Annotated in this window: 4 protein-coding genes; all 4 read left to right on the forward strand. The window is 65.6% G+C overall.

Annotation, left to right across the window (positions count from 1 at the left end):
• The first annotated feature begins 113 nt into the window (after positions 1 to 113).
• Complete coding sequence (locus F3H87_RS19375; RefSeq protein ID WP_149789584.1) at positions 114 to 10367, forward strand: VCBS domain-containing protein; 10254 nt, start codon at positions 114 to 116, stop codon at positions 10365 to 10367.
• A gap of 67 nt (positions 10368 to 10434) precedes the next feature.
• The gene (locus F3H87_RS19380) at positions 10435 to 12510 is read left to right on the forward strand and encodes a type I secretion system permease/ATPase (RefSeq protein WP_149789618.1); all 2076 of its coding nucleotides are present in this window, start codon (positions 10435 to 10437) and stop codon (positions 12508 to 12510) included.
• Positions 12507 to 13682 (forward strand): HlyD family efflux transporter periplasmic adaptor subunit, encoded by a 1176-nt coding sequence (locus F3H87_RS19385; RefSeq protein ID WP_149789583.1) that lies wholly within the window; start codon positions 12507 to 12509, stop codon positions 13680 to 13682. The genes F3H87_RS19380 and F3H87_RS19385 overlap by 4 nt, the downstream gene beginning before the upstream one ends.
• A gap of 60 nt (positions 13683 to 13742) precedes the next feature.
• Positions 13743 to 14168, forward strand: coding sequence for an outer membrane protein assembly factor BamE (locus tag F3H87_RS19390; RefSeq protein ID WP_149789582.1), 426 nt, complete (start codon positions 13743 to 13745; stop codon positions 14166 to 14168).
• Positions 14169 to 14178 lie beyond the last annotated feature (10 nt).

Below are 14178 nucleotides of genomic sequence, written 5' to 3' on the forward strand. Positions count from 1 at the left end.
GTTAAAATGCCCGCAGCGGGCGTAGAAAATCCAAGGCTGGCGCGTCCCGGCCGCCCATCTCCTTGGGCAGCCATTCCACGCGATATGCAGCAGGCATCGTGCAGGTGGTCGATATGAGAGCAGAGGTATTTCCGAAATCGGGAAACGGCGCGTCGCAACGTTTTGACGGGGATCGTATCTCTCCCGATGAACCGAGCGTTATCCAGGTGCAGATCGGCCCCGAGCAGGTTGCCCGGTTCGACCGGGACGGCAATGATCTCGTGCTCGTCCTTGAAGACGGCACGATCCTGGTGATCGAGAACTTCTTTGTCGTGACTGCCGATGGGCGCAATGACCTCGTGTTCGAGGATGGGAACGGTGTTACCTGGTGGGCGCAGTACGGCGAGAACTGGACCGGCGGGTTCGACATTGCCGAGATCAACGATCCTGTCGCCGTGGCGGTTCCGTTCCCGCTTCTGGCCGGTCTTGGGGCTCTGGCCGCCGGTGCAGCTGCCGGTGGTGGTGGCGGCGGACCCGCCAACACCCCGCCGACGGCCTCGGCCGATCCGGTGACGACAATCGTGGATGAGGCGGTCAGCGGCAGGATTACGGCCAGCGACCCGGATGGCGACAGTCTGACCTATACGGTCAGCGGTGGCCCCGGCAACGGGACGGTGATCGTGCACCCGGACGGCAGCTATGACTATACGCCGAACCCGGGATACAGCGGTCCCGACAGTTTCGAGGTGACGGTGGACGACGGCAACGGCGGCACCACTACCGTGACCGTTCCTGTGACCGTAACCAGCCCAGCAAATATTACGGGCGACGATACCGGCGCGGCCGTTGAGGCCGGCGGCACTGCCAATGGCACACCGGGCACCGCCACCGCCAGCGGCACGCTGACGGTGACTGACGCCGATCCGGGCGAGTCCGTCTTCCAGGCTCCGCCCAGCCTTGGCGGCACCTACGGCACCTTCACCTTCGATCCGGCAACCGGGGCGTGGACCTATACGCTCGACGACGACCGCGCGGCCACGCAGGCCCTGACCGATGGCGAGACCGTGACCGACGAACTGGTGGTGACCAGCCTCGACGGAACGGCGACCGAAACCATCGCCGTGACTGTCACCGGTGCCAATGACGTGGCGGTGGTGACCGATGACACAGGCGAAGTGACCGAGGAGTCCGACGGCGGCACCGGTATGCTGGGCACGTCCGGCCGGGTGACGGTGGACGACCCGGATGCCGGTGAAAGCGCATTCGACCCCGGCAGCCTGACCTTCACCGGGGGCGGCACGCCGCTGGGGACGCTGACCGTCGATGCCGATGGCAACTGGAGCTATGAGGTCGACAATTCCCTGACCGAGGTGCAGTCGCTTGCCGAGGGTGAAACGATCGTCCAAAGCTGGACGGTGGAGTCCGTCGATGGCACCGCCACCAGCACCATCGAGGTGACGATCAACGGCACGAATGACGATCCGGTCATCTCGGGTGCCAACACCGGCGGTGTGACCGGAGGTGCAACCGTGCCGATCACCGGGCAGCTTTCGGAAACCGATGTGGATACCTCCGACATGCACAGCTGGAGCGTCGAGGGTGGGACCGGCGATTATGGCACGCTGAGTGTCGACGGGACCGGGCAATGGAGCTACACGCTCGACAATGGCAACCCGGACGTGCAGGCGCTGGGTGCGGGCGACACCATTACCGACGAGATCACCGTGCGGGTGACCGACAATAACGGCGGCTATGACGAGCAGGTGGTGACGATCACCATTACCGGCAGCAACGACGCGCCCGTTATCTCGGGCGGGTCCGACATCACCGCCACGGTGACGGAAATTACCGATGGCGCGGCCGGAGAGAACACCGACACCCATACCCAGACCGGCACGATCCACGCGTCCGATGCGGATACCGGCGATACCTTGTCGGTCGATGTGACCCCGCAGGGCGCCGGATACCTGGGTAGCTTCACGCATGGCGGGATCGACCCCGCGACCGGCGAGATCGACTGGACCTTCAGCGTCGATGACGCCGATATCGACGCGCTGGGCGAGGGCGAGGTTCTGACCCAGGACTATCTGGTGACAGTTGAGGATAGTGCGGGCGCGACCGACACGGTGACCGTGACGGTCACGATCAACGGCACCAACGACCAGCCCGAGCCGGAAGACGACGCCTCGCTGATCGCGGTGGGTGATACGGCGGTTCTGGACGTTCTGGACAATGACGCCGATGTCGACACGAATGATACGCTCGTGGTCACCCATGTCGACGGCCAGGCGATTGCACCGGGCGGCAGCATCACGCTGGGCGGGGGCGTCGGCACGGTCTCGCTTTCCGGCGATGGTCAGTTGACATTCGTGCCCGGCCCTAACGCTCCGGGCCGGGTTGTTCTGCCCTATACCGTCGATGACGGCAGCGGCACGGGCAATGCCACCGCAACAGCGAATTGGGTGATCAACATTGCCGGCGTGGATATTGCCGACGATGCCAGCCCCTTGGGCGCGACCGTGCCCGACGATGTGCTTTCCTCGGTGGACGATCTGGAAAACGTGGCGATTTCCGGCCATGCGGCGGTGGGCGGCACCGTCACCTCGCTGACCATTTCGGACGGCACCAACAGTGTGACCGTTCCGGCAGCTGGCATAACCGTGGGGTCTGATGGCTCTTATTCGGTGACGGCCGATCTGAGCGGGCTGGACGACGGCACGCTGACCGTGACCGCCGGGATCGAAGATGCGGCCGGCAATACCGTGACGACCACCGACACGATCCTCAAGGATACCGTGACGCCCGTGGCGATCGACCCGGTCCTGATCGTGGAGGGCGAGGCGCCGGTGGTCACCGGCACAGGCGAGCCGGGGGCGGAGATCACGCTGGACGTGGACGGCATCCCCTACAGCACGACGGTGCAGTCTAACGGTACCTGGAGCGTCACGCTTTCCGCCCCGCTGGGCACGGACGAGGTCACGCTTTCGGTCAGTGCCGAGGATGATTACGGCAACACCAATACCGCCGATCGCAGCGTGACCGGCGTCGGGATCACCGACGACGTGGCGGGCGGACCCGAGGATATCGCGGTTCAGGAATCCGCCTTGCCGGGCGGGTCCGGCGGCGGCTCGGATACGGCCAGTTCGACCTTCGTACTCGATGCGGCCCCCGATCTGGATCACGTCATCATCGGCGGTGCGGTATCCGGCAGCGCGGTAAGCGGTGGCACCACGGTGTCGCTGGCCGATCTGCAGAATGCCGCGACCACGCCGGTGGATGTCACGACGCAATACGGCACGCTGACCATCACCGGCTACGATGCCGGGACCGGCACGATCAGCTATACCTACGCGCTGGACGACAACACCGAGGATCACGCCGCCCCGGGGTCGGACGCCGCTGTCAGCGAGACGATCCAGATCGCCGCGGTCGACGCCGATGGCGATACCCGGGTGGACCGGCTGATCGTCGCGGTCGAGGACGATGCGCCAGAGACGCCCGTGGACGATACGCCGGTATCCGTGGCCGAAGGCGGTGCCGCCGTGGGGTCGGCCAATGGCGGGGCGAACCTGCTGGCCAACGACACGCTGGGTGCCGATGGCGGGCGGGTGCACGAGATCACCTATACCGACCGTTCGGGCGCAAGCGCCTCGGTCGTGATCCCCGATGGCGGGGATCAGACCGTCGAGACGCAATATGGCGAACTGACCGTCACCAGCGACGGCACATGGTCCTACACGCCGGTGGCGAGTGCGGATCACGTCCAGCCGGGCAGCGATACCGAGCTGCGTGACGATTTCAGCTATACGACCATCGACGCCGATGGCGACGTTTCGCCGGGTTCGGCGACGCAAGCGATCACCGTGACCGACACGGTGCCCGCACTGGGCACGCCGGACGATGCGACCATCGACGAAGAGCATCTGGCGACCGGCAGTAACCCCGATGCCCTTCAGTGTGAGGTAAGCGGGTCGCTCGACCTGACGCCGGGGCAGGATAGCGTTGACGTCACGCTGGCGGCTGGCAATACGCCGCCGGCCGGGCTGGAGGCCGGCGGTGCGCCGGTGCAATATACACTGTCCGCCGATGGTCATACCCTGACCGCCCATACCGGCGATGTATCCGATCCGGTCTTCGTCGTGACGCTGACCAATCCGACCGACGCATCGGCGGGCTACACGTTCGAATTGCTGCGGCCGCTCGATCATGGCGGTGCGGCGGATCTGGACCTGACCTTCAGTGTGCAGGTCGAGGACAGCGACAGCGATACCGATACGGCCGGTTTCACCGTGACCGTGGTGGACGATACCCCGGAGACGACGATCAACCGGACCGTCGACGAGGACAGCAGCGGCTTTTCCTACAACATTTCGGCCGATGCGACCTCGGACAATACCGATCTGGTGCAGAACGGCCTGACCCTGACCGGCGCCCCGGCCTCCGGCGGTGGCATGGAATACAAGACCGAGCACGGCACCGTCACCATCAGCCCCGATGGCGAACTGAGCTATGAGCCCGATCCGAATTTCAGCGGGCAGGAGGTCTTCGACGTCGTGACCGAGGATGACGAGGGCGCGGATGTGACCTCGACCGTGACGGTGGACGTCACCCCGGTGGCTGATGCGGCGACGGTCACGGTCGATGCGGCGAACATCAACACGGTTGAGGATACCGCGGTGGCGCTGGGGCTGAACGCCCCGGTCATCACCGATGACGGCACCGGGACGGGCAACAACCCCACGCCGGAGCGAATTGGCGAGATCACCCTGACGGGTCTGCCGGAGGGTGCGACGCTGATCTGGGGCGGCAATAGCCATGTCGTCGACGCTAGCGGCACAGTGACCATCGCGTTGAGCGATCCCGGCCTGTCGGTAAGTGGCACAACCGGCGATCTGACGATGTCCGGCACCGATTTCGAGGCGCTGGAAGTGCTGCCGCCGGAACATGCCTCGGCGAATTTCGAGGTGACTTACAGCGTCACCAGCTACGAGGTGGACGGCACGGGCGCGGCCCTGCCCGGCATATCGGGCGCGACCAGCAGCGATAGCGTGATGGTCTATGTCGAGGCTGCTACTGACCCGGCCGTTCTGGAGTTTGACACGACCGCAGATGCGTCCTCGGTCTCCAATGCCGACAATATCGACTTCACCGGTGCCACCGAGGCCGACGTGACACTGGCCGAGGATAGCGCCGTCAATATCGCCGATATCCTCGAAGCCAGTTTCGACGATCTCGACGGCAGCGAAATACGATCCTTCACCATCACCAACAACACCGGGTCCGATATTGTCGTGAACGGCAATACCGTTGCGGATGGCGCCAGCGTGGATATTGCGGCGCCGGGCCTGAGCGGCGACACCGTCGGCTTCCCTGCGATCAATATCGGCGGCCCCGCGGATTTCAGTGGCGATCTGGAAGGGATCACCGTGACGCTGAAGGCGCAGGATTACGATGCGGACGGCTATCTGTCCGATCCGACACCGGGCGCCGCGGGGCAGCCCGAAGCGGATACCAGTGACAACAGCGTCACGCTGAACCTGTATGTCACGCCGGTGGCGGATGACGTGCAGGTCGGGGCCGCGACAGGTGACGAGGACATGCCCATCGCCTTCCTTGCCGGTGTCAGTCTGACCGACGCCAGCACCGGCGCGGGCGGGACCGAGGTCATCACCGGCATTTCCTTCGACGTGTCCCCCGGCTGGGAGGTGACGGCACCGGCGCCCTGGGCGAACGCGACCGCAGGGCAGTCAGGATCGACCTACACGATCACATTCACCGGCGGCACCGAGGCCGAGCGTGAAGCCTGGCTCGACGGTTTCAGCATCACGCCGCCCGCCCATGACAGCCGCGACGCAACGATCCCGCTGACGATCACCAGCGCGGACACGAGCATCGTCAATGGCGTCCCCGTGACCGATACCGCCACGGCAACGCATAACCTGGTCGTGACGGTGAACCCGGTGGCCGAAGTGATCGGCGACGATTCCGACGGTGACAGCACCGACGACCTGACCATGACACCGGGCGTCACCTATGCCAGCGCGGCGGGAGAGGATGCCTGGTTCGACCTGAACAGCGACGGTTTCGACCTGACCGCGGGCTGGAGCAACCAGGACAGTGGTGAAGAAACCTTTGCCCGGCTCACGCCCGAATTGCTTAACGGTGACGGATCGCAGGCCGATGCCATCGGCTCCCAGTTCCGGTGGGTTGAGGGTGGTGTAACCAGGACGGCCATCTTCGACGGCTCGCCGGTCGACGTGCCGGTCAGTGCGCTGGGCACGCTGGAATTCCGTGCGGCGCCCGATTTCTCGGGGCAGTTCCGCATCGGGGTGCAGGCCTATACCGTCGATACCGACGACGATGGCGGGACCAGTGTCGAGGCGGTCAGCGGCCAGGCCTACCTGGAAAACGTCCTGATCACGCCGGTGGCCGACGATGTGAGCCTGTCGCTTGCCGCACGGGCGCAGGGCCTTGAGGATACGGAGATTCCGCTGGCGATCCGTCCGACCAGTTCTGACCCGTCCGAAACCTTCAACATAACCATCTCGGATATCCCGGACGGCGCCGTTCTGAGCTATGGCGGCAGCCCGCTGACGGTGACGGGTGGCAGCGTCACGATCACGGATTTCGATCCCTCCGCACCGCTTACCCTGCTGCCGCCGCCCAATAGCAACGATGATTTTACCCTGACGGTCTCGGCCCGGTCGGTCGATGAACTGGATCTCGGTGGCGGGACCGTCCATAGCGATACGTCGGATGCGACCACGCTGATGATGGATGTCACCATGCGCGGTGTTGCCGATGCGGCCAGCGTTAGCACGACCCCGCAAACCTATGTCGAGGCCGATCTCGACTCCGGCACCGCCAGCGTGGCGCTGGCCGATCTGGTTTCTGTGATGCTGACGGATGACGATACGTCCGAAACGCTGACGATGCAGATCACCGGCCTGCCCGACGGGTTCGGTCTGTCGCATGGGACATTGCTGACCGGCCCCGGTGTGACGGGTGAGGATCGGGTCTGGGCGCTTCAGGCCGGGCAGCTTGCCACGGCTGAAATCACGGTGCCGCAGAACTTCAGCGGCGAGGTGGAATTCAGCGTGGTGCCGGTCACGACCGAGAATGACGGCGCGTCGCTGACCGGCACGCCCGAGCCGGTCAGCTTCACCGTGACCCCGTCGCCCGAAGCCACCGTCACCACCGAGGCGGTCCTGACCGAGGATATGCGCCAGCCGATCAACCTGGGCATCGTCCACCAGAATGGCGATACGGACGAGGTGCTGGCGGGCGTGGCGATCAGGGTGGATTATCTTACCGGCGCGAATTTCACGCTCTACCTCGGCGGCGTGGAACTGTCGGCGGCGGGCCTGCCCGTCATCACCGAGGGCGGCGCCGACTACTATGAACTGACCGCGGCGCAGGCGGCGCAGTTGGAAGCGCAGGGCGCGGAGCATTTCGACGGGCCCTTGGGCAGGTTCGACCTGCTCTACCGGATCACCGATCCGGGCGATGGCAGCGTGGCCGATGCAACGAGCGACTGGACGCCCGGACGTTTCGATCTGAGCGCGACGCCGGTAACCGACCAACCGGTGCTGACGATTGACGATATCAGCCTGGGCGGCAGCGCCGGTTCCGTGACGGGTAACAATGTCACGGTGACCAGTGCGGATGAACAGGTGACGCTGAACCTGAACATCGCTTCGCCCGACAGCGACGGCAGCGAACACCTGATCCGCGTGATCGTCGATGGCGTGCCCGACGGCGTGACCCTCGACGATGGCGAGATGCTGGGCGACGGAAGCTGGCTGCTGCTCTACGAGGGGGACGATGCCCTGCCGGTGGACGATGCGGGCGGGCTGGTTCTGCCCGTGACCTTCACGGTCAGCGAGGCCGCCGGCGGTCTGACGGATGTGCCGATCAGCGTCACCGTGCAAACGCAGGATCGCGGCAATCAGGCCGGGGTCGGGACGGATATTCTCGACGACAGCATTACCTGGTCCCTGACCACGATTTTCGCCCCGGGTGCGCCCGGTGAGCCGCCAAGCATCGAGACCTGGGAATACAATGACGCGGTCGCGACCGAGGACACGAGCTTCCTGTTGTCCGACATGATCAACGCGACCGTATCCACTCCGCCGGGCACGCCGGCCAGCATCATGACCGTCACGATCACCGACCTGCCTGCGGGCACCGAGGTGACCGGCATGGTACGTTCGGTGGTGGGCGGCCAGGAGGTCTGGACCGCCTCGGTGACGACCGATCCGGGCGACGACGCGGCCGCCGTTCAGGCGACGCTCGACGCGCTGATGGATGGCATTTCCCTCGAAGCGCCGGAAAACGCGAACGACAACAATTCGGGGCCGCTTTCGTTCAATGCCACGCTGACCACCGCCGCCATCGGCGGCAGTTCCGACGTTGCGACGATCGCGCCCGTGGAAATCCCGGTCGATCCGGTGACCGACCCTGCCGACATCCCGATCGCGCTGGGCGCGGCGGATGCCGACGGCGTGCTGACCGAGACCGATACCGGGATTCCGCTGACGCTGAGCGTGACCAACCCGGCCGACGGCGCAGCGGGATCGGTCGCAAGCGATCTGTACCTGCAGATCGATGGCACCAACGGGCTGGGCGCAGGGGAACTGACGCTGGGCGGCATCACCTACACGCCGCAACCCGTCAGCGGTGTCCACGGTATCCCGGACGGCACCTATTACGTCATTCCCGGCGTCGATATGGGCGACACGCTCGATCTGGTCTTTACGCCCGACACGATGACCGCGGGCGATGTCACGGTCGATGCCTGGGTGCGAAACGTCGAAGCCGGTGCGGACGAGATCACCTCGACCGGCACGCAAACCCTGACGGTCGAGATAAGCAATGACGGGGTGAGCCTTGCGGCCAGCCCGATCAGCGGCGCCGAGGCGGCGGATTCCACCAACGCATCGCTGATCGAGATCGACCTGTCGTCGCTGGTGCTGAACGACGATGACGGGTCCGAGGCGATCCTGACCGTGCTTCTGTCGAACCTGCCGGAGGGTTTCCTGCTCTACACCGGGACCGATGCGGACGACGCCAGCCTTGCCTCGATGGCGACGAACGCGGGCGGCACCGGGGGGCTGAACACTTGGGTGCTGACCAGCGACGGCAACCCGCTGCCGCCCTATATCGGTATCCTGCCGCCGAAGAACTGGAGCGGGACGCTGGACAATCTGGAACTGAGCGTCGCCTCGGGGGAAACCACGCTGTCGGACACCCGTGTCGACGTTCTGCAACTTGGCGATGTCACGGTGACGCCGGTTGCCGACGGGGTCACCCTGAACCCGACCAATTCCTTCGGACTGGAAGGGACGATCGTGCCGCTCAACCTGAACGCCTCGATGGTCGATTTCGAGGATGCATCGGTTACCGCCGCGTCGGATGAAAGCACCGAAACGGTAACGCTGCAGCTTCAGGGGCTGGGGGAACACGCGTCCTTCTATATCGGGACGAATATCGTGACTGCGAACGTGAGCTATGACGCGGGAAGCGACACCTACACCCTGACCGGGTTGAGCCAGTCCGATCTGGATGCGCTGGGCTTCAGCCAGGCGGCCAGCGCGCTGACCGATATGGATGGCAGTGCCGCAGGGCTTCAGATCAATGTGACGGCACGTACCGTGGATGGGGCGGACGTGTCGGCGGATACGCAAAGCACCCTGACGCTCAACGTCCGGGCGCAATTGCCCACGACCGGCGACGATAACCTGATCTGGACCGGTGACGCCATCAACGGGCGCAGCGGTGCGGATACGGTGCACCTGCGACAGGGCGAAAGCCTGAGCGGTGCCGATCTGGCCGCGCAGCTGAGCAATGTCGAAACGCTGGATCTGGGGATCGCGGGGGTCAACGGGATCACCGACCTGACCCCCGGGCAGGTCGAGGCGATGACCGATGGCGCCAACCTGCTGACGGTGCGCGGATCGTCCGAGGACGCCCTGTCGCTGTCCGGCGACTGGAGCGATAACGGCGACGGCACCTATACCGGAACCCTTGCCGGCGGCAGCGTCACCCTGGCGGTCGAGGACGTGACCGTCACGCCGCCCGCCGCGCCCTTCGGGATGCCGTTCGCTTTGCCGCTTGGGGCGGCGGACGGTTTCGGCCTGGCGTCGCTCGACGGAGCGGCAGAGCCGGAGGCGGCGGAGGATAACACCGCACCGCTTGGGCTTGACGATGTTCTGGGCTCGGGGAGGGACGGCGAAGACCTGACCGCTGGCCTGCCGGAAGAGGACGCTGGCGATCCGATCCCGTCCGATGACGCGGGCAGGGCGGCCGGGGCTTCGGACTGGGGCGGGGACGCTTCGGGGTCTGCGCTTGACGACGACCTCCAGTCCGGCGCGCATTACGAGATCTGAGGCGATGGTGGCGGATCAGAACGCCCTGCGATCCGCAAACAGCGGCACCGCTGCCCGCGAGGGGTGGATGGACGCGGTGCTGCGCGTGGCCGCGCATTACCGTATCGCCGTTTCGCCCGAACGGGTGCGGCTCGATCTGGCGTGGTCGCCGGACAGCGACCGGATAGGCAGGCTTGCGCGGTCCGCCGGCCTGTCCGTTCGGGAGGCGGGGCTGGGGCGCGACGCGGTTTCCTCGCTGCGCCTGCCGCTGGTGGCCGAGTTCGACAGCGGCGAGATCGGGGTGATCGAGCGCGAAACCACCGAGGGGTTCGTCGTCGTTCTGGCGGGCGACGGGGGGCTGGAAACCCCCTTTGCCAGGGATGAGCTGGAGCGCCGGTTGCGGCGGCTGTTCGTGCTGCGCCCGAGCGCTGGCCGCCCCGACCGCCGGGTCGACCACTATATCGCGCCCTGGCGCCCGGACTGGCTGCGCGGCATCGTGCTGGCCGACATGGCCCCCTATCGCGCGGTCATGGTCGCCTCGCTGGTGGCCAACGTGCTGGCGCTGGCGGGCACGATCTTTTCCATGCAGGTCTATGACCGGGTGGTTCCGGGCCAGTCGATGAGCACGCTTTGGGTGCTGTTTGCCGGCGTGATGATGGCGACCGTCTTTGCCTTCGTGATGCGTATCGCTCGCGGCCGGATCACCGATCTGGCGGGCAAGGCGGCGGACCTGCGGATTTCCGACCGGGTCTTCGGCCATGCGCTCCGGGTGCGCAATACCGTCCGGCCACGCTCGACCGGCACCTTTATCTCGCAAATCCGCGAACTGGAGCATGTGCGCGAGATGATGACCTCGGGCACGGTGGCGGCGATTGCCGATGTGCCGTTCTTTCTGCTGTTCTGCGTGTTGTTCTACTATATCGCGGGGCCGTTGGTCTGGATTCCGCTGGTGGCGATGGTTCTGCTGGTGGCCCCCGGCCTGCTGGCGCAAAAGCGCCTGCGCCGCCTGGCCGAGGCCAATACCCGCGAAAGCTCATTACGCAGCGCGATGCTGGTCGAGGCGATCCAGGGCCTTGACGATATCAAGTCGTTGCAGGCCGAGGCGAGGTTTCAGAACCTCTGGAACCACTACAACGAAACCACCGCCGGATCGTCGATGGAGCTGCGTGACCTGGTGAACCGGCTGTCGTCCTGGGCGCAGACGGTGCAGGGCGGGGTGTTCGCCGTGGTGATTTTCTTCGGGGCGCCGCTGGTGATGGCCGGCGAGATGAGCACCGGCGTTCTTGTCGCCGCCTCGATGCTGTCGTCGCGGATGCTGGCCCCGTTGGCCTCGGTCACGCAGATCATCAACCGCTGGCAGCAGGCCCAGGTCGCGCGCGAGGCGCTTGACGGGCTGATGGCCCTGCCGGTCGACGCCTCGGCCGAAGAGCAACGCGTCCACAAGCCGGTGATCCACGGAGATTTCAGGCTGAAGGATGCCCTGTTCGGCCACGATCCGCAGACCCCCGTTCTGAAGGTTGGCCAGATGGCCATCGCCCCCGGTGAGCGCATCGCGATCCTTGGGCGCAACGGCGCGGGAAAATCCACCCTGCTGGCCGGTCTGGCCGGCCTGCTGGAGCCGCTGGCGGGCGAGGTCCGTGTGGATGACGTGGTGATGGGCCTGATCGACCCGGCCGATCTGAGGCGCGATATCAGCCTGATGGGGCAGGGCGCGCGGCTGTTCCACGGCACCCTGCGCGAGAACCTGACGCTTGGCGCGCCCGGCGCGGATGACGGGACCATTCTGGAAACACTCGGCCGGATGGGGCTGGCGGATTTCGTCCACCGGCTTCCCGAAGGGCTGGATCACATGGTGCTCGAGGGCGGGCTGGGCCTGTCGGGTGGCCAGAAACAGGGGCTGCTTCTGGCGCGGCTTCTTTTGCGCCGTCCCAATGTCCTGTTGCTGGACGAACCGACCGCCTCTTTCGACGAAGTGTCCGAGGCAGCGGTGATCGACATGCTGGGGCATCTGGAGCGCGACACATCGGTCATCGTCGCCACCCATCGGCCGGCCATGCTGCGGATTGTGGACCGGCTGATCGTGGTCAATAACGGCGCGATCGCCATGGACGGACCCAAGGATCAGGTGCTGGCGCAACTGCGCGCCGGAAAGGTGGCGGCATGACCGCCTCGGTTATGATCGCAGAGCGGGGAACCGCGCGGCCCGAACGCCGCCTCGTCTGGCTGGTTTTCGCCATGCTTGCGTTGTTCCTGGGCTGGGCGTGGTATTTTCCGCTGGTGGAAGTGTCCAGCGGCCAGGGCACGGTGGTGCCCAGTTCGCGCGAGCAGGTGATCCAGTCGCTTGAGGGTGGGATCGTTGCCTCGATCTCGGTACGCGAGGGCGATATCGTCGAAAAAGGGCAGATCCTGGCACGTCTCGATCCGACGCGGTCGGCCTCGAGCGTCGAAGAGGTGGCGGCGAAGTACCATGCGGCCATCGCGGCAGCGGCGCGTTTGCGTGCGGAACTGGATGACCGCGATACCCTGACATTTCCCGACGAACTGTCGGGCGAACGTTTCGCGCAATTGCGTGCCAACGAGATGGCATTGTTCCGGTCGCGCCGCAAAAGCCTGGACGAGGCGCTGTCGGGCCTGACCGAGGGGTTGGAACTTACGCGGCAGGAACTGGAGATTGCCGAAAGGCTCCAGAACAGCGGCGCCGCGAGCCGGGTCGAGGTGATCCGCCTGCGCCGCGAAGCGACCGCGACCCGGCTTGAGATCGACCGGCTCCGGGCCGATACCCGCGTGCAGGTTGGTGAGGAATTGCAGCGCGTCAATGCCGAGGCCGAGGTTCAGGCATCGGTCATGCGGGGCCTGTCCGACCAACTCGAACGTCTGGTGTTCCGCGCCCCGATGCGCGGGATCGTCAAGGATATCGTGGTCACCACCATCGGCGGTGTGATCCCGCCCGGCGGGCAGCTCATGACCATCGTGCCGATGGACGACCAGCTATTGATCGAGGCACGCATCTCGCCGCGCGATATTGCCTTCATCCACCCCGGGCAAGAGGCGCAGGTCAAGATATCCGCCTACGATTACGCGATCTTCGGCGGGTTGACCGGCGAGGTGGTCACGATCTCGCCCAACACCGTGCGCGACGAGGTGAAGCCCGAACAGGTCTATTACCGGGCCTATATCCGCACCCGCGAGGATTACCTTGTCAACGAGGCCGGAACCCGGTTTCCGATCGTTCCGGGCATGATCGCGGTGGTCGATATCCAGACCGGCGAAAAGACCGTGTGGCAATACCTCATCAAACCATTCAACCGCGCGCAGGAGGCGCTTCGGGAACGATGACCGCTTATTCCGCATACGGTTCCCTGCAACATCTTCCATGATCGAAAAGAGGTTTCCGATATGACACGATGGTTCGGCGCACGCAGCGTGCTTCTGACGATAGCCCTTGTGGCCCTTCTGCCGGTTGGCCCTGCCGGGGCGCAGCAGGGCGACCGGCTCAACCAGGTGAATCCAAGGGTCGGGTTCACGTCGGTTTCGCGGGCCTTCCCCGAAATGGACGCGCGTTATGCCCGGGTCGGCACCCGCCGCAACGTGGCGCAGGTGCGCAGCATCGCCGTCGGCCAGCCCCTGAACGATGTCCGGGCGACGCTGGGGAGCCCGGCTGTGGGCTACAATGACGGGTCCTTCGAATATCATCTCTCGCTGCCGCTGACCGGACGTGACCGGCTGATCTGCCAGTACCGCGTGTTCTTCGACGACGAGGGCCGGCTTACCCATGGTGTCTGGCGTCGTCCGCAATGTGCGGACCTGGTTCTCGGGCGGTAGAACTGAGCCC

The sequence above is a fragment of the Lutimaribacter pacificus genome (genome assembly GCF_900142185.1).
Classification (GTDB): domain Bacteria; phylum Pseudomonadota; class Alphaproteobacteria; order Rhodobacterales; family Rhodobacteraceae; genus Lutimaribacter; species Lutimaribacter pacificus.